The sequence below is a fragment of the Candidatus Photobacterium acropomis genome (assembly GCF_030685555.1).
Classification (GTDB): domain Bacteria; phylum Pseudomonadota; class Gammaproteobacteria; order Enterobacterales; family Vibrionaceae; genus Photobacterium; species Photobacterium lucens.
Map to the genome: position 1 here is coordinate 2793068 of NZ_CP131609.1, position 25703 is coordinate 2818770.

The window sequence follows — 25703 nt, forward strand, 5'->3', positions numbered from 1 at the left end:
AGTTAACTTATAGCCAGACAAAAAAACGCTGACAAGGACTTTTGCCTTTGAAAGCGTTTTTTCTTTAGTTAATTTTGCTACAGGTCACTATTTTGGGCATTCACTAGCTCAATACCTGTTGGATTATTCTGCAGTGCAACAGTTAACACTTCATCAATCCAACGTACTGGGCGTACTTCCAAATCAGCAATAACGTTGTCTGGGATCTCTTCCAAATCACGTTCGTTCTCTTTTGGAATCAGTACAGTTTTAATACCGCCACGGTGTGCTGCTAGCAGTTTTTCTTTCAAACCACCAATAGGTAACACTTCACCACGTAAAGTAATTTCACCTGTCATCGCAACATCTGCACGCACAGGGTTACCAGTCAGGCTAGATACAAGCGCTGTACACATTGCGATACCCGCACTTGGACCATCTTTTGGTGTAGCACCTTCCGGTACGTGAACGTGAATATCACGTTTCTCGTAGAAGTCAGCAGCAATACCTAAACGCTCTGCACGCGTACGTACAACCGTCATAGCAGCCTGAATAGACTCCTGCATCACATCACCAAGCGAACCTGTATAAGTTAACTTACCTTTGCCTGGCATAGATTCAGTTTCGATAGTTAATAAGTCACCACCAACTTCTGTCCACGCTAGTCCTGTAACTTGACCAATACGGTTACTTTCGTCAGCTTTTCCGTAATCGAAACGCTGAACGCCTAAGTAATCCTTAAGATTATCTTGACTGATTTGAACGTGCTTAATGTCTTTATTAAGTAAAATTTCTTTCACTGCTTTACGGCAAAGTTTAGAGATTTCACGCTCTAGACTACGAACACCTGCTTCACGTGTGTAGTAGCGAATAATGCCAATGATCGCTGAATCTTCAACCGTCACTTCGTTTGGCTTTAGACCATTACGTTGGATCTGCTTACCTAACAGGTGATTCTTAGCAATATTCAGTTTTTCATCTTCGGTGTAACCAGAAAGACGGATCACTTCCATACGGTCAAGTAATGGACCTGGAATGTTCATCGAGTTCGATGTTGCCACGAACATCACATCAGATAGATCGTAATCCACTTCTAAGTAGTGATCGTTAAATGCGCTATTTTGCTCAGGATCTAACACTTCAAGTAGTGCTGATGCTGGATCGCCACGCATATCAGACGACATCTTATCGATTTCATCTAATAGGAAAAGTGGGTTTTTCACCTCAACTTTTGCCATTTTCTGGATCAATTTACCCGGCATAGAACCGATATAAGTACGGCGGTGACCACGGATCTCCGCTTCATCACGAACACCACCCAGTGCCATACGAACGTACTTACGACCCGTTGCCGCGGCAATAGATTGACCTAATGAAGTTTTACCTACACCTGGAGGCCCCACTAAACACAGGATCGGACCTTTTAGCTTATTCACGCGGCTTTGTACTGCGAGGTACTCAAGAATGCGTTCTTTCACACGCTCTAGACCATAGTGATCGGCATTAAGTACTTCTTCGGCTTTTGCTAGGCTCTTTTTCACTTTAGAGCGCTTGTGCCAAGGCACACTTAGCATCCAATCAATGTAGCCACGAACCACTGTTGCTTCTGCTGACATCGGTGACATCATCTTCAGCTTCTGTAGTTCTTGCTCAGTCTTTTCACGTGCCTCAGTCGGCATCTTAGATTCTTCAATCTTTTTCTTTAGCGCTTCAAACTCATCTGGCGCATCATCCAGCTCACCCAATTCTTTTTGGATCGCTTTCATCTGCTCATTTAAGTAATACTCACGCTGAGATTTTTCCATCTGTTTTTTAACGCGTCCACGGATGCGTTTTTCAACTTGTAACAGATCAATCTCGGATTCCATCATTGCCATTAAGAACTCTAAACGTTCTGTAATATCAACGATTTCTAATACTTTTTGCTTATCCGCCAATTTCAATGGCATATGTGCAGCAATGGTATCTGCAAGGCGTGCAGCTTCATCGATACCGTTTAGTGAAGTTAATACTTCTGGCGGGATCTTTTTATTTAGTTTGATAAAGCCTTCAAACTGACCAATTGCAGTACGAACCAGCACTTCTTGCTCGCGCTCGTCCATTTCAGGCGTCACTAAATACTCAGCTTCTGCTGTAAAGTATTCATCATCAGTCAGCGCTTCTACTTTGGCACGCTGCTGACCTTCAACCAGTACTTTAACCGTACCGTCTGGTAATTTTAAAAGCTGTAGAATAGTGGCAACAGTACCGACATCATAAAGATCAGTGATCGACGGTTCATCTGTTGCTGCTTCTTTTTGCGCAACCAACAGAATCTGCTTATTGTTCTCCATTGCCGACTCAAGGCAACGAATGGATTTTTCCCGGCCCACAAACAATGGAATAACCATATGAGGGTACACCACCACATCACGCAGTGGCAGAACCGGGATCTCTAGGCGCTCAGAACGCTCCAGGTTCATATTCATCTCTCTTCCTGTCAATACTAATCGTATTAAGTAACTGCTTGAGACACTTACTTAATACGACTAGAAAGTTAGCATATATTGAGTATATGGGGGTAAAACAACAATATTCAACGAAAGAAGTGCTAGAAAATAAAAAAGGAGGCTTATGCCTCCTTTTTTTAGCCTTTATGTGCACTTATTAGGCACTTACTCAGCTGCAGCTGCTGGTGTTTCAGTGTTCTCATAAATCAGTAAAGGCTCAGATTCACCTTTAATTACTGATTCATCGATAACAACTTTGCTCACACCTTGCTGGGATGGTAGTTCGTACATTGTATCAAGCAGTACAGCTTCAACAATTGAACGCAGACCACGAGCACCTGTTTTACGCTCCATTGCTTTACGCGCAATAGCCACAAGTGCATCATCACGAAACTCTAGTTCTACATTCTCAAGCTCTAATAATGCTGCATACTGTTTAGTTAGTGCATTCTTAGGCTCACGTAGAATCTGTACTAGCGCTTCTTCATCAAGCTCACCAAGTGTTGCTGTTACAGGAAGACGACCAATAAATTCTGGAATTAGACCATATTTAACTAAGTCTTCTGGTTCAACTTTCTCAAATAGATTACTTAATGAATCCGCTTGATCTTTTGAACGTACTTCTGCGCCAAAACCGATACCAGTACCGGTAGCAACACGTTGCTCAACCACTTTATCAAGGCCTGCAAATGCACCACCACAGATAAATAGGATCTTAGAAGTATCTACTTGTAAGAATTCCTGTTGAGGATGCTTACGACCACCTTGTGGTGGAACAGAAGCAACTGTACCTTCGATCAATTTTAGTAATGCTTGCTGTACACCTTCACCAGATACGTCACGAGTAATCGATGGGTTATCTGACTTACGTGAAATCTTGTCGATTTCATCGATGTAAACAATACCACGTTCAGCTTTCGCTACGTCGTAATCACATTTCTGTAGCAGTTTCTGAATGATATTTTCTACGTCTTCACCCACGTAACCCGCTTCTGTTAGCGTGGTTGCGTCAGCCATCGTAAACGGTACATCCAGCATACGTGCTAAAGTCTCGGCCAATAGTGTTTTACCACTACCAGTAGGACCGATAAGTAGGATGTTACTCTTACCTAGCTCAACACCTTCACTGTTAGTATCGCCATTACGTAGACGTTTGTAGTGATTATATACCGCGACCGCTAGTACTTTTTTAGCGTGTGCTTGACCAATTACATAATCATCCAGGTTGTTACGAATTTCTTGCGGAGTCGGCAGTTCATCGCCATCGCGTTTCGGCAACACTTCTTTGATTTCTTCGCGAATAATGTCGTTGCATAGATCAACACATTCATCACAAATATAAACAGAAGGGCCTGCAATCAGCTTGCGAACTTCATGCTGACTTTTACCGCAGAAAGAGCAATATAATAGCTTGCTGCTACCACTCTCTTTTCGCTTATCTGTCATTCGCTAACCTCTTATTGGGGTATTCCCATCATTGCCTTGTTTTGAGTGTATAACAAGTCCAGTTATTTTGCTTCGTTAACTATCTTAAGCTAACAAGCTGAATAAGAACTTAGTCACGCTTACTCAATACAGCATCCACTAAACCATATTCTACAGCTTGGTCTGCAGACATAAAGTTGTCACGGTCAGTATCACGCTCAATAATTTCTAATGGTTGACCAGTGTGCTCAGCCAATAGACCGTTTAGGCGTTGTTTGATTGTTAGAATTTCTTGCGCATGGATTTGGATATCCGACGCTTGTCCTTGGAAGCCACCTAATGGCTGGTGAATCATTACTCGTGAATTCGGTAGACAGTAACGCTTACCTTTCGCGCCACCAGCAAGTAAGAATGCGCCCATAGAACATGCTTGACCCATACATACAGTACTCACATTTGGCTTAATAAACTGCATAGTGTCATAGATTGACATACCCGCAGTAACAGAGCCACCTGGAGAGTTGATGTAAAGGAAGATGTCTTTATCTGGGTTTTCTGACTCCAAGAATAGCAGCTGGGCTACTACAAGGTTTGCCATGTGATCTTCAACCTGACCAGTTAAGAAAATCACACGCTCCTTTAAGAGACGAGAATAGATATCGTAAGAACGCTCACCACGAGAAGTCTGCTCGACCACCATAGGTACCAGCGCATCCAAAATTGGTGACATGGCGTTTTTTTCTTGGTAGCTCATAACGTTATTTCCCTAAAATAAATGGCCCGAATGAAATTACTCACACGGACCATTGTTAGCAGAAGACTTGAGAGAATGTCAAATCTCTACGGTAATTTCAGCAAATTAAGCAGCTGGGTTCATTAGCTCGTTGAAGCTAACAACCTTATCAGAAACCTGTGCTTTCGCTAGAAGTGCATCGATTGCTTGCTCTTCTAGAGCAACATTACGCATGTTGTTCATTAGCTGTTCGTTAGTTTCGTAGTACTTAACCACTTCTGATGGATCTTCGTATGCAGAAGCCATTTCAGCGATGATTGCTTTAACGCGCTCTTCGTCTGCTTTTAGCTCTTCAGACTTGATCACTTCACCCACTAGAAGACCAACAACTACGCGACGCTTAGCTTGCTCTTCAAATAGTTCACGTGGAAGCTCAGGCATGTTCTTAGCGTTACCGCCAAAACGTTGTGCAGCTTGCTGACGTAGTGCTTCGATTTCTTGGTCGATAAGTGCAGCAGGAACAGTGATGTCGTTTTGCTCAACAAGACCGTTAAGAACTTGATCTTTGATACGACCTTTAACAGCTTGCTTAAGCTCACGCTCCATGTTCTTACGAACTTCAGCTTTAAGACCTTCAACAGAACCGTCTTCAACGCCGAACTTAGCAACGAACTCTTCAGTTAGTTCTGGAAGCTCTTGAGCTTCAACTTTGTGAAGTTTGATAGCGAATGCTGCAGCTTTACCTTTTAGGTTTTCTGCGTGGTACTCTTCTGGGAAAGTCACTTCTACAGTGAACTCGTCGCCAGCTTTCTTACCTACGATGCCATCTTCGAAACCAGGGATCATACGACCTTGGCCCATAGCTAGTGCGAAACCTTCAGCTTTACCGCCTTCGAACTCTTCACCGTCGATAGTACCAACGAAGTCGATAGTTACACGGCTGTTAGCGTCAGCTGCTGCTTCTACTTCTGCCCATGTAGCTTGTTGCTTACGTAACGTTTCTAGCATTGTGTCAACGTCAGCTTCAGTTACTTCTACAACTGGCTTCTCAACAACAACTTTGTCTAGACCTTGAAGAGCGATCTCTGGGAATACTTCAAAAGTTGCTTTGAATACTAGATCTTTACCTTCAGCTATTTCTACTGGAGTGAAAGTAGGTGCGCCTGCTGGGTTGATCTTTTCTTTAACGATAGCTTCGATAAAGTGGCGGTGCATAACTTCACCAAGGATGTCTTGACGTACAGATGCGCCAAACATTTTAGCAACCATCTTAAGTGGTGCTTTACCAGGGCGGAAACCGTCGAAACGACGAGTCTTAGCAATTTTCTTTAGTTCAGCTGTTACTGCGTCTTCGATGTTTGCAGCAGGAACAGTGATAGTTAGTTGGCGTTCTAGGCCTTCAGTGGTTTCAACGGTAACTTGCATTATATTTAACCTCAAAACTTACTCAGTTTTCTGAGTGATGTTGCCGAACAGCCATTTACTGACGGTGGCATCCTTTTCGTGTTACGGCTTATAAACCATAACGCCTAAATTCTTTTACTTTATTTCTAAACTGTCAGAGATGTTCATTCAACCTAGAAATTAAAGCGCGTCATTATAACGACACACAAACGTGTCGTCGAGGTTCGATAGACTAAACTGCTATCTTGCTCTACAACTGAAACACAAGATAGGGGCTAGATTGCGCATTTCAAGGGGGAAAGAGAAAATAATCAGTCTAATATGCGATTTTTGTGTTCAAATGTTGGAAAAACAGCCTATTTGATGCATTTTTTGAATGATGGGTGCGTAATAAAGCAAATGCTAAATAAGAAGACAATAAGCTAAAATAGATATTATAAAATCGGAGAATTCAACGATGAATGTAAATAGGAAGAGCGATAATAAGAGAAGGAAATGGCACGCCCTGCAGGATTCGAACCTGCGACCACATCCTTAGAAGGGACGTGCTCTATCCAGCTGAGCTAAGGGCGCATCATTGATGTAACATGAAGTTACGAGGTCGGATTATACGGAGCAAAAAGCTTAGGTCAATACGTTTACTTTATTTTTCATGATTTAAGACACCAACCGATTAAAGTTAAATCAATCTGTTTTAATTTCGTTTTTCCCTACCCGATATCATTAATCTCTACCCTCTCTCTGTTGGACGGATATTCAATTGCTTATCACATACACGCGAGTAACACACCGAAAAGCAAACGTTTGCGCTATAGCTAATATCATCATTTTCTGCCACAATATCTCCATTATGCTCAGCCAATATAAAAAGGATCACCATGACCGCTCAAATTATTGATGGGAAATTGATCTCCCAAACAGTTAGACAGGAAGTTGCTGCGAGAGTGAAAGCTCGTGTTGATGCAGGTCTTCGTGCGCCTGGCTTAGCTGTCGTACTTGTAGGACAAGATCCTGCTTCTCAAATTTATGTCGGCAGTAAACGTAAAGCCTGTGAAGAAGTTGGATTCGTGTCAAAATCCTTTGATTTACCTGCAACATCAACAGAAGAAGAGTTACTACTTCTTATTGATGAGCTAAACCTTGATCCCACTATCGATGGCATTTTGGTGCAATTGCCATTACCAGCTGGTATGGATAGCACGCGTATTTTAGAGCGCATTGATCCTGAAAAAGATGTTGATGGTTTCCACCCATATAATGTAGGTCGCTTAAGCCAACGCATACCTAAACTACGTTCATGTACACCTAAAGGCGTAATGACACTGTTAGAGCGCTACAATATTCCTGTTCGTGGTAAAGAAGCCGTCATTGTTGGCGCTTCTAATATTGTTGGTCGCCCAATGACACTTGAATTGTTGTTAGGTGGCGCAACAACAACAACCTGTCATCGATTTACACAAGATCTTGAAAGTCATGTTCGCCGCGCTGATATTCTTGTGGTTGCGGTAGGTAAGCCTAACTTTATTCCAGGCTCATGGATCAAAGAAGGCGCAACGGTAATTGATGTTGGCATTAACCGATTAAAAACAGGCAAACTTTGTGGTGATGTCGAATTTGATGTTGCAAGCCAACGAGCAAAACACATCACACCAGTACCTGGTGGTGTAGGGCCAATGACAGTAGCAACCCTCATTGAGAACACCATGCTAGCCTGCGAACAATTTCACGCTGAATAACTAAATAAGAGCAATAGCAATATTGCTCTTTTCTTTTCAATATCTTTTACTGCTTAATATCTTTTATCAGATATAATAAAGGTTATATTAATTCTTTATTTTTATATATTTCTTTTTCTGATAAGTCTGAGATATCAATGCTGTATTTTTTACGCTTCATTTTGATTACATTCTGTATTTTATTTTCATCTTTATCCTTGGCGAGTAACCAAGATATACATATTACCGAGCCTAGATAATAAAGCATTAGTGGCTTTTAATGTCGGTGTAGATCTTTCTGGTATCGAGCAACCTGCAAACATAGCAGCGCAATCTATTGAGAAAATGGCAGCATCATTACAAACAATGGCTAAGCACCCTAACCTTACGCCTGAGCAACAAGCTGCTATCACTGATACATTTAAGCATATTGATACATTAGCGCAATCATTTAACCAATCTGTTGCTGCACTACCTAAAGCTGTCGCTCAAACCAGCACACCTATTATCACCGCATCTAAATCGATCATGAGTGATATTAAACTTTACACTATTTTATTTTTTTCACTTATTTTAGTACTGATCGTTCTTGCGCTTATCGCTATATATTATTTAGTTCTTGCTCCGGTTAAAAATATTCTCTTAGAAACAACAGGAAAACTTAATCATATGGCAGATGCATTAGAAACAACAGCTAATTTAGTCCATGAAAGTAATCAATTTCATCGTGAAATACTCAACAGTATTCACCATTATGAAAAGCAGCAAAAAGAACATAACAGACTAGAGTCATTGACTCAGCAATAATAAAAAAGCGATGCTAATTCGCATCGCTTTTCTCAAGTTACTTACAATTACAATGTCTTTGCTAATTGCTTTAAGTAATCTGTAAACTCTTCACCAAACTGGTTATGGCGCATTCCGTATTCAACAAATGCCTTCATATAACCAATTTTACTACCGCAATCGTGGCTTAAGCCTGACATATGGAATGCATTCACTTGCTGAGATTGCATTAACATATCAATCGCGTCAGTTAACTGGATCTCATCACCAGCACCAACAGGCGTTCGAGCTAATAGCGCCCAAATTTCAGCAGGTAAAATATAACGTCCAACAATAGCCAAATTAGACGGTGCGTCTTCAACCGCTGGTTTCTCGACAACTTTAGTCATTGGTGCTGATTCGCTAGCATGTAGCTCTACGCCATTAATATCAGCAACACCATAACTGGATACTTCAGACATTGGCACTGGCTCAACCATCACTTGGCTAATTTTAGTCTCGTTAAATAGCTTCACCATTGCTGCCATATTATCGCAACGCAGATCGCTTGCTACATCATCTAAAATCACATCTGGTAACACCACAGCAAATGGCGCATCACCTACAAGTGGGTGTGCACATAACACGGCATGACCTAAGCCTTTAGCTTGACCTTGGCGTACATGCATAATCGTCACGTCAGGTGGACAAATGGCTTGAACTTCTTCTAGTAACTGACGCTTTACTCGTGCTTCTAAGGTCGCTTCCAACTCAAATGACGTATCAAAGTGGTTTTCAATTGAATTTTTTGAAGAATGCGTAACAAGAATAATTTCTTTAATTCCAGCAGCAACACATTCATTCACAACGTGCTGAATAAGAGGCTTATCAACAATCGGTAGCATTTCTTTTGGAATAGCTTTTGTCGCTGGCAGCATGCGTGTGCCAAGACCGGCTACAGGAATTACGGCTTTACGTACTAATGAATGATTCAATTTTTTATACATGTTTCGTTATAAACATCTTCATTGATGATTGCTTACTGAGAAATTATTTCTTTAATAAATCTGTATTTTCTACGCTTACCTTTACAGGCTTACCAAGAAGATTTATCAACATAAATGAGCGTTTTTCACCATCCGGTTCTTGATAAATCGCCTCTAAGCCTTGGAACTTACCTTGTTCCAACTTTAGTTTTTCACCAGGTTGAGGCAGCATTGATAATAAACGTTGATGCTCTGCACTATCTTCATTCATCATCAAATTATAAATTAGCTCTTCTCGCACTTTCTGAGGAAAGGTACCACAGCGGATGAAATCAGCAACACCTCGTGTTGAGCGCACTGATGTATAACTGACAACTTCAGGGTCAAAGTGAACAAAAACATAATTCGGAAATAGCGGCTCAGCAGACTCTGTACGCTTTCCTCGCATTATCTTTTGTACTGTAACTTGTGGGTAGTAACAATCAACACCCTGACGATCAAGATTGATCACGGCACGCTCTTGCTCACTGCGCTTACAATAAAGTAAATACCAATCTTTCATCATCAATCCTAATTATTCTAAACAACGTTTATTATATACATAAAAATAACGATTTTATATGACCACCTAGCAAGGACTTTATAAAATCAAGAATATAATTTTGTACCTATGATAATTCGTTTTTCATTAAAATGTGTACAAATCACACCTCAAAAATGTAACATTCATTAACAACCATAATTGACAATATATAACACCAAAAATAAAACAAAAAACAGACAAACAAACCAAAAATAGACACATAAATAGAATTTAAGATCAATTTAAACATTGAAAATTGATTTTTCAATTTTGGATAAAACACAAACAAACACTATATTATCAATAACTTAAAATGTTTTCACAATGTACTTCAAATGTAAAAACTTGCAGTCATATATATTGTGCTTTATAAAACTACGGGTATTAGCAAACACACCATCACAATAATATAGAGAATCCTATGAGTCATAATAGTAGTGGTACCTTATTGGGCCACCCAAAAGGCTTGTTCCTGTTATTTGGAACAGAGCTATGGGAGCGTTTCTCCTACTACGCAATGCGCGCTATTCTAGTTTTATATTTAACAGATAAAACAATTAATGGTGGTTTAGGCTGGACAACCCAAGAAGCTCTAAGCTTATACGGCATCTACACTGGTCTTGTTTACTTCACACCTTTAATTGGTGGTTGGATTGCAGATAACTTTTTAGGTCAACGTCGCTCAATTATTATTGGCGGTGTATTAATGGCCATCGGTCAATTTACGCTTGCACTTCCACATAGTGTTGTAGATCCACATGCCGTTAAAGCTTTCTACGTCGGTTTAACATTCCTGATCATCGGTAATGGTTTATTTAAGCCAAATATTTCTACCATGGTCGGTGACTTATACGAAGAAGGTGATAATCGTCGCGATGGCGCATTTACCATCTTCTACATGGGTATCAATATTGGCTCACTATTAGCAGGTGTGATCGCAGGTACTGCTTCAGCAGTATATGGTTGGAAAGCAGGCTTCCTATGTGCTGGTTTTGGTATGCTGTTTAGCTTACTGATTCAACTATTTTTTGCACAGCGCTACCTTGGTGATATCGGTACGGTTCCAGCCGCTGTTCGTGATGCAGCAAAAAATGCTAGTGGTAAAAAAGAACCTCTAACGAAAATTGAACGTGATCGCCTAAAAGTAATCATGGTGATGTGTACTTTTGTTATTGTATTCTGGGCTGGCTTCGAGCAAGCGGGTGGCCTTATGAATATCTACTCACAAGAATATACCAACCGTATGATTGGTAGCTTTGAAGTACCTGCAGCTTGGTTCCAATCACTTAACCCATTCTTTATCATCATTTGTGCGCCAATTCTGGCTTCACTATGGGTTAAAATGGGTAAAAAAGAGCCGAACTCACCGGTAAAATTTGCATTAGCCATGTTCTCATTAGCATTAGGTTTTGCTTGTATGATAGGTGCTGCACTTGAGCAGGGCGGTGACATGACAGTGAAAACGTCCATGTTATGGCTGATTGGTGCGTATTTCTTCCATACTATTGGTGAACTATGTCTATCACCGATTGGTTTATCATTAGTAACTAAACTTGCCCCATTACGTCTAGCATCATTAATGATGGGTGCGTGGTTTGGCGCAAATGCGATTGCAAACTACATTGCCGGTGAAATTGGTTCACGTATTGGTGAAGCTGGTCCTCTTGCTATTTTCTCTGGTATCGCAATCACCGCAGTGATCGCAGGTGTTCTACTACTGCTACTATCTAATACATTAATTAATTGGATGCACGGCGCTGAGTCATCAAATAATGATGAAAACGTAGAAGTGAAAACAGCAGAAGCTTAAGTAAAAGAAATAAACGTTGAGGGTAGTGTCTGGCCACACTACCCTTTTTTTATAGGTTTAAATACTTAAAGTTAACACTAAAACTTGCATGACCTAATTGACTGAGTGAGAGCCGCCCCCCAGAAGGTGAAATTGCTAACTTCGATAATGGATTGTGACTTGCTTGACGTCCAAGCCATTGCCCTGCCCTCACCTCATAGCTATCTTCACTGGTACGCAATTGCGCATCAATCCCAGCAGGCAAAACGTGTAAACGGCGCTCAGATAAGTCAAACAACCCAAATAGTCCTTTTACTGGCGATGCATAACCTGAATGCTTCATCCCTTGCTCTAGTTGGGTCACTAAATGACTTAAACTTTCTAAACTGTTTCCTTGATTACGCAGATATTCATTAAAAAATGCACGGATCAAAAGCGCAGTCGCTGTTGCATTATCGCCACCACTACTGGTATCTATTAAATAAAATGCCAATTGCCCATCAAATAACCACGTGTAATCAAGTAATACAGGTAAGCTATCGATAGACTGCAGCACACAATAATTTAGCTGCCAATGTCCATAAGAAGACTGAGTATCTGGCATTAACCCCACAAGAAGATCCCGAGCTGCCTTAGGGTTATTTTGTAACTCTTTCAAGTGCCACGCTAACTCTTCTTCTACAGGTTCAGATTCCTCAGATGTAGAGAACCATCGACTCGAAAAGTCTTGCTTCTCATAAACCGCACTATCTTGCGCTCTTAATACTGATAACATTGAAGACTTCAACATCAAGATATTATCTAATGGCTTTATCAAGAAATCTTTGACGCCTAGCCTTAAGGCTAAAGCAACATCAGCCATTTCCCCAGTACCTGAAATAACAATCACTGGGATCATCGGATATTGAATCGCTACTTCTTCGACAAATTCCATTCCTGTCATCACTGGCATTGCTAAATCACACAGCAATAAATCAGGGATATGCTCTCTTAACGCACGTAATCCTTCTAAGCCATTATCAGCTTCTTGCACCAAGCATCCTTGGCTTTCTAAAAAGCCAACTATCATATTTCTAAATACCGGATCGTCTTCTACAACGAGAATCTCTTTCCCTTCGAGCAAAAGTACCTCCGCTTCTTTCTAATAACTTAGATGTATAAACTAATAATCAGACAAATCCTCTTATTTACGTCTAATCATTGCGACATTACTAAGCATAGAAAAAAGCTACGCAAAAATGCATAACATCGTACATTTAATAAAAAATAAATTGATTTATGTAATACACTTCAAATTATCAGGCTTTTTATCGATATATCCACTAACTCTACAAAACTTGAGCAAGATAGATTTTTCTTATACAAATTTGATAAAAAGTGATGCATTTGACTCATTTTGTTATACAATTGCACATCATAAGCGTTCAATAATGACTTTTTTATGAAACTTGACGATCTAAATCTCTTCCGCATGGTTGTGGAAAATGGTAGCTATACAGCTGCATCAAGAAAGACCCAGGTACCAGTAGCAACACTGACACGTCGAATTCAAGCACTTGAAGAAGGCCTAAATATTCGCCTGCTTAATCGTCATGCCCGTAAATTGTCGCTAACAGAAGCTGGTCAAAAGTTCTACCATGACTGTGCACCTTTACTACAGCAACTGTTAGATACTACTGAACATATTAGTGAAGAGTGTAAAGGAGCAGCAGGTAAGCTACGTATTGCTGCACCAGCAAACATTACTAAAGTAATGCTTCAACCTTTATTAAATGCCTTTATGCTAGAGCACCCTGCAATTAGCATTCAGCTGTATATGAGTAATGAGCCAGATCAACTTGACCCTACCGATTGGGATGTCATGTTCCGCATCGGTCCTCAACGCGATTCTACACTTATTGCACGTCGCATTAATGAAGTAAAAGATATTCTTGTTGCTAGCCCTGACTACCTTAAGAAAAATCCAGAGCCAAAACATGCACAAGATCTCCACGAACACACGTTACTAAAAGGTAACCCATTACTTCGCTGGCGTTTGAATAATCATAACGGCGAAACAGTAACGATTAATGAACGTGGTCGCTTTGAAGCAAGTGAGCTTAACGTTGTACGTAAAGCATGTTGTGCTGGCCTTGGTATTACCTTGATGCCCGATGTAATGTTAGAAAAATACATTGCAGCAGGTGAAGTGGTACAGGTACTTAAAAACTGGTCTGCTAACCCACGTGACGTATATTTAATTTATAACCACCGTGACTATCAACCAGAGAAACTACGTTTATTTATTGATTTTGCAAGTCACTACTTTGACTTAGAAAAACACTAAATAGAATTGTAAAAAACAACATTCTTCGATTAAATGCCATATTATCCCCTTTAATATGGCATTTTGTTTTTTTGTAGAAGCTGTATTTTTTTATCATCACAAGCAAACAAATAATCCTAAACCTTGCGCTCCCTTCTGTTCCCTACTAAACGTTATAAGACCAAACAAAAAATAACAGCCACAACATATCACGAACTCAAACATAATAAATTTATGGGGGCGTACTATGATTTTGGGACATCTTTGGGGGATCTACACCCATCCAAAACAAGAATGGCGTACTATCGATAAAAAGCACGAAGGGTTACTCAGTGGTTGCTTAAGCCACATCCTCATTACAGCACTGTTTCCTTCTATCTTTGCTTTTATTTCCAGTGTGTATATTGGCTGGAATATCGGAGCAGGAGAGCCTATTTTTCTTACTGCATCCAGTGCTATTCCGATGGCTATTGCTATGTATATCGCCTTGATCACAGGTGTATTTGCATTAGCCTATTTAACCTACTGGATGAGTAAAACATTTGGTGCAGCACCGAGCATGACACAAGCCATAGAATTAGCGGCGTACACTGCAACACCATTATTTATGACCAGTATGGCAGCGTTATTCCCCCACCTTTGGTTTCTCATGCTAGTTGGACTTGCAGGACTCACTTATTCGGTCTATTTACTTTATACCGGAGTGCCAATTTTGATGCATATTCCTGAAGAGCGTGGCTTTATTTACGCAAGTTCTATCGTCACAGCAGGACTAGTACTCCTTGTTTCGATTATCACTTCTTCTGTTATTTTATGGAGTTACGGCTTTGGCCCTGAATTTGTACACTAGATGGGACGAAACGAAAACAAAAAAGCCGACATGCTAGACATGTCGGCTTTTATTTACAGCATAGCAATGACTATTTAGACGCCTTCATTATGCAATTCTAAATTTGCTAAATCTTGTTGGATTTCACGTTGTTGTTTTGAATCATCACTACGTAATGCATCGAGGTATTCTAAATACTCTTGATTTACATCCCCTGTTACGTAATTGCCATTAAATACTGATGTTTCAAATAGCTTTATATCAGGGTTACCTTCGGCAACGGCATCTACCAAGTCTTGCAAATCTTGGAAAATCAAACCATCAGCACCAATAATTTTTGAAATTTCATCGACTTCACGACCATGAGCAATCAACTCATTTGCACTTGGCATATCAATTCCATATACGTTAGGGAAACGAATTTCAGGGGCTGCCGATGCTAAGTACACTTTCTTTGCACCTGCTTCACGTGCCATCTCGATGATCTGCTCTGATGTTGTGCCACGAACAATCGAATCATCCACCAGCAGAACACTCTTATCTTTAAATTCAGAGCGAATCGCATTTAACTTACGACGCACTGATTTACGACGCATTTGCTGCCCAGGCATAATGAAAGTACGACCAACGTAGCGGTTCTTAACAAATCCTTGGCGATAAGGCTTATCAAGTGTGCGTGCGATCTCTAATGCACTATCACAAGAAGTTTCAGGAATTGGGATCACAACATCAATATCAACATCAGCCCATTCACGCTTAATTTTCTCACCAAGCTTAGTCCCCATCGCAAGACGCGCACCATAAACTGATACTTTATCAATAAATGAATCAGGACGAGCAAAGTAAACAAACTCAAATATACATGGGTTTAACTGTGGATTATCCGCACATTGTTGTGTAAACAATTGACCATCAAAGGTAATGTAAACCGCTTCACCCGGTGCAATATCACGCATAAAATCAAAACCAACAGCATCAAGCGCTACAGATTCTGATGCCACCATATATTCAATTTTTCCCTGATCTTCACGCTTACCAATACACAATGGGCGGATACCATTAGGATCACGAAATGCAATCAAACCATGACCAATCACCATAGCAACAACCGCATAAGCCCCTTTCACAATTCGGTGAACTTCGGTAATTGCGGTAAAAATTTCTTCAGGACTGATAGGATAACTTTGGCAGTGCTCTAATTGGTTTGCCAAAATATTGAGTAAGATTTCAGAGTCAGAGGTTGTATTAACATGGCGCTTAGCTTGCTCAAATAATGTATCTCGAATATCTGCAGCATTGGTTAAATTACCATTATGCGCCAGTGATATACCGTATGGAGAGTTAACATAAAAAGGCTGAGCTTCTGATGCACTAGAGCTACCTGCCGTTGGATAGCGAACATGACCAATACCAACAGTTCCTTGTAAGCGTTGCATGTGTTTTGCTTCAAACACATCACGTACTAAGCCATTGGCTTTACGCAGACGGAAACGATTGCTTTCTAAGGTACAAATACCCGCAGCATCTTGGCCGCGATGTTGCAGCACAGTAAGTGCATCATAGATAGACTGGTTTACCGGGGTTGAGCCCACGATTCCAACAATACCACACATTTCCAAAATCCTCGTCGTGCATAAAAATACAGTTACCAAATTAAGATAACTTGGTAACTGCTATTAATTGGCGCTACTTAATGTTGGGTAAGAAGCTAGAACTATGTTTGATGTAGGAGAAAAACCATTCAATCACAACACCAAACTGTGGGATCAGCTTTGATTGTTTCCACCAATCAGAGCTTGCGAACCCAGTAAAGGCATCAAGAAAGAACAATACTGCCGCAACAATTAAGACGCCGCGAACCCCACCAAAAACTACGCCTAATACCCGATCAGTGCCAGACAACCCTGTTTTCTGAACCAACTGACCAATAACATAGTTAACTACCGCGCCTACTATTAGCGTTGCAATAAATAAAACGGCAATAGCACTACCGTTACGAAGCATCTCATCATGGAAGTTTGTAAAGTGTACAGCTAATTGCGGGTAGAAATTACTCGCAACAAAAAAAGCGGTAAACCAAATAACTAATGAAAGTGCTTCCTTAACAAAACCACGGATTAAGCTTACCAAAGCGGAAAAGCCAATCACGGCTAAAATTACATAATCAATCCAGATCATCATGTGTCATTCGTCTTGTTGATGCGTATTCTAACAGAAAAAATGAAGACGCAAACGTTTACTTAAGGTTTTATTGGGTTAAATTGATACAATTTGCCACTTAAACCAGTTAATTTTTTCAGGTCATCAATCTTAGCTAAAAGCTTATCTTTTGACAGATCAGGCCCTACTACCACTTTGACATATTGACCAGGTTGCGCATTTTTAGGCAGTAAATGTGCCTGATAACCATTAAGGCGTAACTTCGCCACTAGCGCACTCGCATTTTTAAAATTGCCAAAAGTACCTAACTGGATCATCCACCCACTGTTTTTCAAATCGCTATTACTAACGGTTGCAGGCTTAGGTGCCGGCTTTTCAACAGGTTTAGGCTGTGGTTTCACTACGGGTTTTGGTTGCTCTACTGGCATAACAGGTTTCGCAGGTTGAGCTGTCTTATCTTCTTCAACGGTATAAGTTTCATTATCATCAGCATGAGAAGATGAAACAGTCTCTTTTCCATTATCAACCGTTACCGTCACAGGCTCTTTAGGTAACTCAGCATTCGCGGTTTCAGGATCAGGGACTTGTGCCTGCTCCTTTTGATCTCCTACTTTAGGTTGTAGCGGAATACTTGCGAACTGCTCTTTATAATGTTGTTTTTGGCCATCAAAAAGATCAGGAAGAAAAATCACGCCAACTGTTACCAAAATAATGGTACCAATTAGTCGATTTTGAAATTGGCTCGCCACATGGACTCCTATGTTATTTAAACGCTTTTCAACAAAGCGCTTTTCACTACTTAACTTAAATGACTTGTGATCTGGCCGACAGTGTAAAACGAGCCAAAGACGATTACCATATCATCGTCTTGTACCTGTGTTAGGGCTTGGTCAAATGCCGTCTCAGGCTTATCAAAACCTACACAATCTGCTGATAAATATTGCAATATCTCTTCAGCGGTTGCCGCTCTTGGTCCTGTAAGTGAAGCAGGATACCAATGATCGACAATATCTTTCATTGCCGCAATCGTAGATGCAATATCTTTATCGTGTAACATCGCAACTACAGCATGGATCTTACTCTTACCTTCTTTCTGTTTAATTTTGCCTAATTGATTCGCAAAGTACTCAGCAGAATGTGGGTTGTGTGCTACGTCCATAATAATTAATGGCTGCTCACTCACTCGCTGCATACGTCCTGGTAACTGCGCTTTCTTCAGACCATTAATGATGTTTTCTTCAGAAATATCGAGCTCTGCAGCACCTAATGCCATTAGTGCTGTTGCCGCATTAGGAAGAGGAAGATTGGGTAACGGTAGCTGTGTCAAATCAAATGCACCGCACTGCCAATTCCAGTGGTTATCTTCAACCTGGTATTCAAACTGATAACCCACTTGATATAACTCTGCGCCAATATCATCAGCATGCGCAGGTACTGTCGCGGGCGGGTGAGGCTGACCACAAATAGCAGGCTTACCTGAGCGGAAAATACCTGCTTTTTCATAGCCAATCACATCAATATTGTCACCAAGCCAATCAACATGATCAATAGCAAGGCTAGTGATCACGCTAACATCGTGATCAACAATATTGGTTGCATCTAAGCGGCCACCTAAACCAACTTCTAACACTACAACATCCACCTGATGGGTTTTAAATAGTGTCAGCGCAGATAATGTACCAAACTCAAACAAGCTCAAACTGATATCACCACGTGCAGCTTCAACGCTGGCAAAAGCTTTGGTGTGCTCACTATCGTCTAATTCTTGGTTATTGATACGAACACGCTCGTTATAACGTACAAGATGAGGAGAGCTATAAACACCAACCTTATAACCAGCTTCAATCAAGATAGCTTCTAGCATGGCACAGGTTGAACCTTTACCATTAGTACCTGCAACAGTAATCACGCAAGGCGCTGGTTTTAATAAATCAGCCTTTTGCCCAACCGCTTTAACGCGATCTAATCCTAGATCTATCGCGCTAGTGTGTAATTGCTCAAGGTATTTCAGCCATATTGAAAGCGAGGCTGTCGCTTGTGGTGCCATCAATCCTGACATGAGAACTCATTCATTTGTTTATAACTAACTTAAGTTATAATTTACCATCGAATCTCTTATAACTTAAATCTCAGATCAGATTAATTCGATGAATCGACAATAGAATCGCATTTGTATTGCTAAACGCGCAAAAAAAAACCGTTTAGCTTATGGCTAAACGGTTTTCTTTATAAACCAATAAATTGGTTATGCATTTTCTGAATCTTCAGCTTCAACTTTCGCTTCAATTTCTACTGGCTTGCTGTCGACTGAAACTACAAGTGGAGAAGCTTGGTTAGTCATTTTCGCAACCAAGCCTGCAATTCGCTGACGCATTTCACGGCGATCAACAATCATATCAATTGCACCGTGCTCTAGTAGGAACTCACTACGTTGGAAACCTTCAGGAAGTTTCTCACGTACTGTTTGCTCGATAACACGTTGACCTGCAAAACCAATCAATGCCTTAGGCTCACCAATGTTGATATCACCAAGCATGGCAAGAGATGCTGATACACCACCCATTGTTGGATCGGTCAGCACAGAGAAGAACGGTAGACCTTTAGCAGATAAACGCTCAAGTGCAGCACTTGTCTTTGCCATTTGCATCAACGACATTAGCGCTTCTTGCATACGTGCACCGCCACTTGCTGAGAAACAAATTAATGGGCAGTTATTTTCAATCGCAGCATCAACAGCACGGACAAACTTAGCACCCACAACCGAGCCCATTGAGCCGCCCATGAATGAGAATTCAAAAGCACATGCAACAACAGGTAGACCAAGTAAGTCACCTTTCATTGCCACTAATGCGTCTTTTTCGCCTGTTGCTTTTTGTGCCGCAGATAAACGATCTTTGTATTTTTTAGAATCGCGGAATTTAAGCTTATCTTGAGGCTCTAGCTCTGCGGCAATCTCAACTTGCGTATCAGCGTCAAGGAAAGTTTCAAGACGACGACGTGCTTTCATACGCATGTGATGATCACACTTAGGGCACACCTCTAGATTGCGTTCAAGATCTGCATGGTACAGTACTTGATCACAAGAGGTACATTTCGTCCAAACGCCCTCAGGAATCGACACTTTTCGTGAAGAGACAATGTTGCTTTTAGTTAGAATCTTTTCAAGCCAGCTCATGAATGACCTTTATTCTTAATGCTTCCGCCGTCAATGGCCGAAGATACAAATTCATTGGATAACGATCAGAGATTAAAACACAATCTTGCTAATCTGTAGATAAAAAACTGGTACTACCTTATCAAGGTAAGATAAGTAACTCAATCAGCTAAGAATAACGGCCCCAATGGAACTCGAGGTAAATTATGCTCTTGCGGGTAGTCAACATCGACTAAATACAAGCCTTCTGCTTTTGCTGTTGCTCCTGCTAATGTGCGATCTTTTTGCTCAAGTAACCATTTGATCCACTCTGGTTTCTCTTCACCTTTACCGACTTTGATCAAACTACCTGTGATATTACGTACCATATGGTGAACAAACGCATTCGCCTTGATATCAATGATCACGAAATCACCTTGGCGCGTTACTTTCAGATGCATTAAATTGCGCCATGGGCTACGAGACTGACAATGCACAGCGCGAAATGACGTAAAGTCATTCTCACCTAAAAGATACTGACCCGCTTCATGCATTTTCTTCTCATCAAGATGACCGTGATAGTGGCTCACACCTGCACCTAAGATAGCTGGACGCAGCGCATTATTAAAAATGATGTAACGGTAACGACGAGCTGTTGCTGTGAAACGAGCATGGAAGTCTTCATTAACTTCAGTTGCCCAACGTACAGCAATATCTTTAGGTAGGTTTGCATTCGCCCCCATGGTCCATGCCACCATTTTACGATCGATATTGACATCAAAGTGAACAACTTGGCCAGTACCATGCACACCTGCGTCAGTACGCCCAGCACAGAATACTTCAATGGGCTGGTTTGCAACTTTAGAGAGAGCTTTTTCCAAACGCTCTTGTACACTATCTACATCACGTTGGCGTTGCCAGCCATAATACTTGGCACCATCGTACTCTACACCTAAAGCTATTCGCATAATTCTTTCAACTTCGCTAAATCAAACCTATGTAAATTGCGTACCACGCCATTTACCTCATCTTTGGTGAATTATAAGTAATTCGATAGGTAAGTGAAAGAACGGTGCTGTATCAGCATAAGAATAGGTACATCAATAGATAATAAAAAAGCACGATAGATCATCTACCGTGCTTTTTATTTATAATTTACCGCTACATTTAAATTCTAGATAACAGTTTTTTTGCTTCATCCTGTAATGCTTGCTCAGCATTTTTAGCAATATCTTCCAGTAAACCAACAGCACCTTCGCTGTCATTCATTTCAAGATAAGCTTTCGCTAAATCGAGCTTGCTTGCATACTCGCCTGCAGTATCAACATCGTATTCAGCAATACTTGCTAACATCTCAGGATAATCATCCAGCCCCACTTCTAAGTTCAGTGGATTGGCATCAGGATCGGCTTGCTCATGCAAAGGATCATCTTTCATTAGCTCTTCAATGCTAATGTAAGTTGGCTTCTCCACGGTTTTTTCACTGTCGCCAAGCAATTCACTGCTTGCTGATTGACTCACATCACTATCTCGTAGGGAAAATTCAGACTCTAACGATAATGTCTCCAAGTCTTCTTTTACTAACTGTGGTTGTTGAGTCCAATCTTCTTGCTCTAATTCTGGCTCTGATGCTGACGTCTGCCAAACTTTAGCATCATCATCAGACAGCTCATCAGCAAATGCTTGAGTGTTAATATCATCAGCAATATCTTGCGTTAATAAACCATCACGCTCATCGTCTTCTAAACCTAACCCTGAACGCTCCACTTTTTGCGTTGTTTGTGGTGACGACTCTTGATTAGCAGCACTCGCAAATTCTGGCGTCACTGTTTTTTCAGTTAATTGTTCATATTGTTGTTCATTAGATAATGATTCATCGAATAACAACGCATCCATATCAAGACCAGCAGAATCAACCATGTTTTGATCAAGCTGATCAAGTACCACAGGTTTTTCGCCACGATAAGCCACTTCTTCGTTAGGTAAACGAAGTCCTTGTTCAATTTCATATTGCTCAAGTTCGTGTTGCTCATCTAACGAGGCTTGCAGCGCTTCGCTTTCATCAAACTCAGGAATACTCGCGGGATCTAGCTTTTCAAATGGGTAACTATCATGCTGCGCTGTATCAAATGGTGATAATGCTTTATCAGATTCAAGCTGTGCAGAAGTACTCTCTAACTCGGTATGATCTGTCGTTATATCGACATTGGAGGCAAAATCGGCTTTAGGCTTATATTGCTCCGCCGCCTCTGCTGCCTGCTGGAGCTGACGGATCACATTATCAAGTGCGATTTGTTCATCAACATCGTTATTAAATGTTGTTTCATCTAATGGCTCTGCTTCTGGATCGTCAAATGCAGCTTGCTCATCAAACTCTGGCAAATCATCTAATGACAACACATCATTATGAGCAGCATCTTCTTTTGGCTGCTGATATGTTTCACCATCAAAAGCCTTTAGCGCTTCTTCTTCGTCAAAAACAGGTAAGTCTTCGACCGAGATTGCTTGATCAGACTCATCTGAGTCAGTTGCTAGATGATTAGCAAGTGCATCTTGCTCATCCAATTCGCGCTCTAAATCAGAAACTGTTAATGGTTTAATATCACTATCAAGTGATTGACGGTAAAAAGCTTCGTCCAATACGTCATCTAAGATTTCATCAAATTTCTGCTCACTTGCCGCAGACAGTTGTTGTAGCTCTTCTGAGTTATTAGGCTCATTGCCACCTTGAGAAGCAACAGATTCTGCACTTTCGTCAGCAAATGCATCTTCAAGCAAGGCATCAAACTCAGCTTCATTTTCAGCTTGAGAAATCACTAATGATTCCGATACTTGACTCTCTTTAGTATCTTGCTGTGGCGCTTCTGCTTTTGTTAGAGCATCTTCTTGTTTCTCATCACTCAAATCATGAGTATTTTCAATCACATCCTCAAGATCTGAAACTGCTTCATCTTGCCCTGTTTTAATATTCTCAACGAGAGGCTGAGACTCTTTTGTAGACTCTTCTTGCTGTGAAGATAAAATTTCATCAAGTAAATCGGTGCTAGATTCATCAAGTGCGACATTATTATCAGAGAAAGAATCTATCTCTTCATCATCGTGAAGTAATTCATCAAGCAGATCTGTACTGTCTTCTGCGACTTCAAAATCATCTTCCGCTTGCGCTTTTTCGTCATCATCGAGCAGTAATTCGTCAAGTAAGGCAGTGCTGTCTTCTTCAAGCTCTATATCGCTGCTTAACTCATCATCTTCCACCAAATCATCTAATAATGCAGTGCTACCCTCTTCAAAAATGGTTTCATCATCAAGGTTGTCTTCTGCCACTGCTTCATCTGTTTGTTCAAACTCAGGCAGATCTGTACTGAAGTTATTGAATAAAGCATCCAGTTCATCTTGTGCAACATTTTCTGATGGAGCGTTAGATGCGTCTTCAGCATTTGACTCGGCTTTATCTTCTTGTGTATCAGCTGATTGATCCTGATTATGCGCTTCAGCTTGTTGCAAAATCTCATCAAGTAACGATTGTTCTAGCAGACCGTTTTCTAATTCTTCATCTTCCGAATGTAATTGAGTCTTATCGTCTGCATTATCAGCTTCACTTAGATCAAAATCTTCGTGTGATAAATCAAACTCATCATTACTGATATCTGCAGTATCATCGTCTTTAGCTGCATCATTGAGCGATTTCTCCCACATCAATGCTAACGCTTCATCAGCACTTGGCTCGCTCTCTTCATTATCCATTTCATCAAGTGCGCGCTCCATGTCTTCAAGACCGATAGCGTCATCACCTTTTACTGAAATACTGCTGCTGACGTTATTTTCAAATACATCATCAAATTCAATCTCATCTGTCGCATTATCAGTTTGAGATGGTGCTTCAACAACAACTTCATCAGTAAGATCTGCAATAGGCTCAGAAACTTTCTCTTCAGTTTTACCTGATTGCTCATCTTTCTCATCAATTTCTAATGTGAAATCAGGATCATTAAATAAATCATCATCAGCAAACAGATCATCTAAATCATCAGCATCTTCTGAATCCGTCTCTTTACCATCCATAGGCGGAACCACTACTGGTGCATTGTCTGTCGCTGTTGCGTCAGGTGCTTGTAGTGACTTCACTTCATCTTGTTCATCTTCGTTCTTACGGCGTAATAAGAAGAAAGCTAATAAGGCTGCAATTAAACCGCCAGGGATAATGCCTGCAGCTGCGAGAGCCCATGGATTATTAGCCAGTGAATCAAACCAGGTTGAGGTAGGTGGCGTCACAGGTTGTGGCGCATTTTGCAGTTGCTTTTGTTGCTCTAAGAAAGTTAGCAGTTCTTGGCGTACATCATCGCTATCTTTAACTTGATCTTTTAATGCTTCAACTTCTTGCTGCATCTCAGCTAAACGTAAACGTAGCAGGTGATTGCTCTCCACCAGCTTAGTCATTTGCTCATCAGTTAACGCTTGCTGCTGATCAGATAGTTCTGGTTTTGCAGGGATAGCTTCTACAGAATCAGCACTTGTCACATCGGCTGTTTTCACATCTGATGCTACTGTTTCCGCGGGCTTTTCTGCACCCGTTGCGGTGTTGGATGTAACAGTACTAACAGCCGCTGCCGTTGTTGCTGCCGCCACTGCTTTTTCAATTGTTTTAGCCGATACCTCTGGTGTTGGTTGTGCTGTATTTGCAGGCTTAGGCGCGACAGGCTTTACAACCGTATCAGCGGGCTTAATTTTTGGCGTCGCCGCTTGTTCCTTGGCTTTTTTCTCGGCTTGAATTGTTTTTAATTCTTCCGGCTTTGGCTTTAATTTAACAACGCGTTTAGGCTTAGGTGTTGTTTTTAGGTAAGGTGCGCGCTTTTTGTCTGCCTCTAATTGGCGACGGATCAAACTTTCTTTTTCATTGTTAATTTGGCTCAGCGTTGGCATTACCAAATAACTACCCGGTACTAAACCATGAATATTGCTATTTTCAAACGCTTGCGGGTTTACATGATAAATCGCACCAATCACTTGGTAGACAGAAACCGATGTATTAGGGCGATGGCGCGAAGCAATAGACCACAAGGTTTCTTTTTCCCCTGTAGGACCATAACGACGTGCTGAAGATTGTGCCGATGTCGACTGTGAAAGAGTGCGCAACGATGGCGCTGTAGCTAAACTGCGAGTGGCTTGCGAATAGGATCCATCCTCATTCGATGGGCCAACAATACGAACGGTATTGGCATTCACCACAGGTAAATAAGATGAGATGGTAACGAAGGCTACCGGCACAATAAAGCGCTTTAAGATCTTTGGAATATCAGACACTGCCTGCGTTCCTCTCTGGCAGAGATAAATAGGACGAAAAGCATTTATCCGAAAATACCCTTCGAAATAATACAGTTATTACACGTAAACCATAATGAACATGTAAC

19 protein-coding genes and 1 tRNA gene are annotated in these 25703 nt (G+C 40.9%); 5 read left to right on the forward strand and 15 right to left on the reverse strand.

Going from position 1 to position 25703, the window contains the following annotated elements; translation table 11 throughout:
• Nucleotides 1–77 precede the first annotated feature (77 nt).
• The 5 genes from lon to Q7657_RS19590 form a co-directional block, all read right to left on the reverse strand.
• Nucleotides 78–2441 carry an endopeptidase La gene (gene lon, locus Q7657_RS19570; protein ID WP_053987182.1) on the reverse strand — a complete coding sequence of 788 codons (2364 nt, stop codon included), beginning with the start codon at nucleotides 2439–2441 and terminating at the stop codon, nucleotides 78–80.
• Between the two features lie 192 nt (nucleotides 2442–2633).
• Nucleotides 2634–3914: an ATP-dependent protease ATP-binding subunit ClpX gene (gene clpX / locus Q7657_RS19575; protein WP_008987661.1), complete on the reverse strand. Its 1281-nt coding sequence runs from the start codon at nucleotides 3912–3914 to the stop codon at nucleotides 2634–2636.
• A 109-nt stretch (nucleotides 3915–4023) separates the two neighbouring features.
• Nucleotides 4024–4647: an ATP-dependent Clp endopeptidase proteolytic subunit ClpP gene (clpP, locus tag Q7657_RS19580; protein WP_008987662.1), complete on the reverse strand. Its 624-nt coding sequence runs from the start codon at nucleotides 4645–4647 to the stop codon at nucleotides 4024–4026.
• A 105-nt stretch (nucleotides 4648–4752) separates the two neighbouring features.
• On the reverse strand, nucleotides 4753–6051 hold the full coding sequence (tig, locus tag Q7657_RS19585; RefSeq protein ID WP_107165466.1) for a trigger factor: 1299 nt from the start codon (nucleotides 6049–6051) through the stop codon (nucleotides 4753–4755).
• 475 nt (nucleotides 6052–6526) lie between these two features.
• A tRNA-Arg gene (locus Q7657_RS19590) sits at nucleotides 6527–6603 on the reverse strand.
• 305 nt (nucleotides 6604–6908) lie between these two features.
• Between Q7657_RS19590 and folD the strand changes: the two genes are divergently transcribed.
• Together folD and Q7657_RS19600 are read left to right on the forward strand one after the other, a co-directional pair.
• Nucleotides 6909–7766 carry a bifunctional methylenetetrahydrofolate dehydrogenase/methenyltetrahydrofolate cyclohydrolase FolD gene (folD, locus tag Q7657_RS19595; protein WP_107165467.1) on the forward strand — a complete coding sequence of 286 codons (858 nt, stop codon included), beginning with the start codon at nucleotides 6909–6911 and terminating at the stop codon, nucleotides 7764–7766.
• A gap of 249 nt (nucleotides 7767–8015) precedes the next feature.
• Nucleotides 8016–8552: a hypothetical protein gene (locus Q7657_RS19600; protein ID WP_498827378.1), complete on the forward strand. Its 537-nt coding sequence runs from the start codon at nucleotides 8016–8018 to the stop codon at nucleotides 8550–8552.
• Nucleotides 8553–8599: 47 nt separating this feature from the next.
• Here the strand turns inward: Q7657_RS19600 and galU are convergent, their stop codons facing one another.
• Both galU and rfaH read right to left on the reverse strand, forming a co-directional pair.
• Nucleotides 8600–9517 carry a UTP--glucose-1-phosphate uridylyltransferase GalU gene (gene galU / locus Q7657_RS19605; RefSeq protein ID WP_107165469.1) on the reverse strand — a complete coding sequence of 306 codons (918 nt, stop codon included), beginning with the start codon at nucleotides 9515–9517 and terminating at the stop codon, nucleotides 8600–8602.
• Between the two features lie 43 nt (nucleotides 9518–9560).
• Nucleotides 9561–10058: a transcription/translation regulatory transformer protein RfaH gene (gene rfaH / locus Q7657_RS19610; RefSeq protein WP_107165470.1), complete on the reverse strand. Its 498-nt coding sequence runs from the start codon at nucleotides 10056–10058 to the stop codon at nucleotides 9561–9563.
• A gap of 442 nt (nucleotides 10059–10500) precedes the next feature.
• Here rfaH and Q7657_RS19615 point away from each other — a divergent pair, with 442 nt between their 5' ends.
• Nucleotides 10501–11889, forward strand: coding sequence for a peptide MFS transporter (locus Q7657_RS19615; RefSeq protein ID WP_107165471.1), 1389 nt, complete (start codon nucleotides 10501–10503; stop codon nucleotides 11887–11889).
• 49 nt (nucleotides 11890–11938) lie between these two features.
• On the opposite strand, the gene Q7657_RS19620 is transcribed toward Q7657_RS19615, so the two are convergent.
• On the reverse strand, nucleotides 11939–12991 hold the full coding sequence (locus Q7657_RS19620) for a response regulator (RefSeq protein WP_107165472.1): 1053 nt from the start codon (nucleotides 12989–12991) through the stop codon (nucleotides 11939–11941).
• A gap of 318 nt (nucleotides 12992–13309) precedes the next feature.
• Here Q7657_RS19620 and Q7657_RS19625 point away from each other — a divergent pair, with 318 nt between their 5' ends.
• Both Q7657_RS19625 and Q7657_RS19630 read left to right on the forward strand, forming a co-directional pair.
• A complete protein-coding gene (locus Q7657_RS19625; protein ID WP_053987078.1) occupies nucleotides 13310–14194 on the forward strand; it encodes a LysR family transcriptional regulator in 885 nt (294 codons plus the stop codon).
• A 226-nt stretch (nucleotides 14195–14420) separates the two neighbouring features.
• Complete coding sequence (locus tag Q7657_RS19630; RefSeq protein ID WP_107165473.1) at nucleotides 14421–15023, forward strand: Yip1 family protein; 603 nt, start codon at nucleotides 14421–14423, stop codon at nucleotides 15021–15023.
• 74 nt (nucleotides 15024–15097) lie between these two features.
• On the opposite strand, the gene purF is transcribed toward Q7657_RS19630, so the two are convergent.
• The 7 genes from purF to Q7657_RS19665 form a co-directional block, all read right to left on the reverse strand.
• Nucleotides 15098–16615, reverse strand: coding sequence for an amidophosphoribosyltransferase (gene purF, locus Q7657_RS19635; protein WP_107165474.1), 1518 nt, complete (start codon nucleotides 16613–16615; stop codon nucleotides 15098–15100).
• A gap of 73 nt (nucleotides 16616–16688) precedes the next feature.
• Nucleotides 16689–17180, reverse strand: a complete 492-nt coding sequence (gene cvpA / locus Q7657_RS19640) for a colicin V production protein (RefSeq protein ID WP_008987674.1) — start codon at nucleotides 17178–17180, stop codon at nucleotides 16689–16691.
• A 62-nt stretch (nucleotides 17181–17242) separates the two neighbouring features.
• Complete coding sequence (dedD, locus tag Q7657_RS19645) at nucleotides 17243–17911, reverse strand: cell division protein DedD (RefSeq protein WP_107165475.1); 669 nt, start codon at nucleotides 17909–17911, stop codon at nucleotides 17243–17245.
• A gap of 50 nt (nucleotides 17912–17961) precedes the next feature.
• Nucleotides 17962–19221, reverse strand: coding sequence for a bifunctional tetrahydrofolate synthase/dihydrofolate synthase (gene folC / locus Q7657_RS19650; RefSeq protein ID WP_107165476.1), 1260 nt, complete (start codon nucleotides 19219–19221; stop codon nucleotides 17962–17964).
• A 186-nt stretch (nucleotides 19222–19407) separates the two neighbouring features.
• The gene (gene accD / locus Q7657_RS19655; protein ID WP_008987677.1) at nucleotides 19408–20337 is read right to left on the reverse strand and encodes an acetyl-CoA carboxylase, carboxyltransferase subunit beta; all 930 of its coding nucleotides are present in this window, start codon (nucleotides 20335–20337) and stop codon (nucleotides 19408–19410) included.
• 140 nt (nucleotides 20338–20477) lie between these two features.
• A complete protein-coding gene (gene truA / locus Q7657_RS19660) occupies nucleotides 20478–21263 on the reverse strand; it encodes a tRNA pseudouridine(38-40) synthase TruA (protein WP_107165477.1) in 786 nt (261 codons plus the stop codon).
• A gap of 199 nt (nucleotides 21264–21462) precedes the next feature.
• Nucleotides 21463–25596, reverse strand: coding sequence for a FimV/HubP family polar landmark protein (locus Q7657_RS19665; protein WP_107165478.1), 4134 nt, complete (start codon nucleotides 25594–25596; stop codon nucleotides 21463–21465).
• Between the last annotated feature and the right edge of the window lie 107 nt (nucleotides 25597–25703).

Coding starts and splice junctions, on each gene's coding strand:
- lon (WP_053987182.1), bottom strand. CDS start 2,441: ATGAACCTGGAGCGTTCTGAGCGCCTAGAGATCCCGGTTCTGCCACTG.
- cvpA (WP_008987674.1), bottom strand. CDS start 17,180: ATGATCTGGATTGATTATGTAATTTTAGCCGTGATTGGCTTTTCCGCT.
- rfaH (WP_107165470.1), bottom strand. CDS start 10,058: ATGAAAGATTGGTATTTACTTTATTGTAAGCGCAGTGAGCAAGAGCGT.
- Q7657_RS19625 (WP_053987078.1), top strand. CDS start 13,310: ATGAAACTTGACGATCTAAATCTCTTCCGCATGGTTGTGGAAAATGGT.
- folD (WP_107165467.1), top strand. CDS start 6,909: ATGACCGCTCAAATTATTGATGGGAAATTGATCTCCCAAACAGTTAGA.
- tig (WP_107165466.1), bottom strand. CDS start 6,051: ATGCAAGTTACCGTTGAAACCACTGAAGGCCTAGAACGCCAACTAACT.
- truA (WP_107165477.1), bottom strand. CDS start 21,263: ATGCGAATAGCTTTAGGTGTAGAGTACGATGGTGCCAAGTATTATGGC.
- folC (WP_107165476.1), bottom strand. CDS start 19,221: ATGTCAGGATTGATGGCACCACAAGCGACAGCCTCGCTTTCAATATGG.
- clpP (WP_008987662.1), bottom strand. CDS start 4,647: ATGAGCTACCAAGAAAAAAACGCCATGTCACCAATTTTGGATGCGCTG.
- clpX (WP_008987661.1), bottom strand. CDS start 3,914: ATGACAGATAAGCGAAAAGAGAGTGGTAGCAGCAAGCTATTATATTGC.
- galU (WP_107165469.1), bottom strand. CDS start 9,517: ATGTATAAAAAATTGAATCATTCATTAGTACGTAAAGCCGTAATTCCT.
- purF (WP_107165474.1), bottom strand. CDS start 16,615: ATGTGTGGTATTGTTGGAATCGTGGGCTCAACCCCGGTAAACCAGTCT.
- Q7657_RS19615 (WP_107165471.1), top strand. CDS start 10,501: ATGAGTCATAATAGTAGTGGTACCTTATTGGGCCACCCAAAAGGCTTG.
- accD (WP_008987677.1), bottom strand. CDS start 20,337: ATGAGCTGGCTTGAAAAGATTCTAACTAAAAGCAACATTGTCTCTTCA.
- Q7657_RS19630 (WP_107165473.1), top strand. CDS start 14,421: ATGATTTTGGGACATCTTTGGGGGATCTACACCCATCCAAAACAAGAA.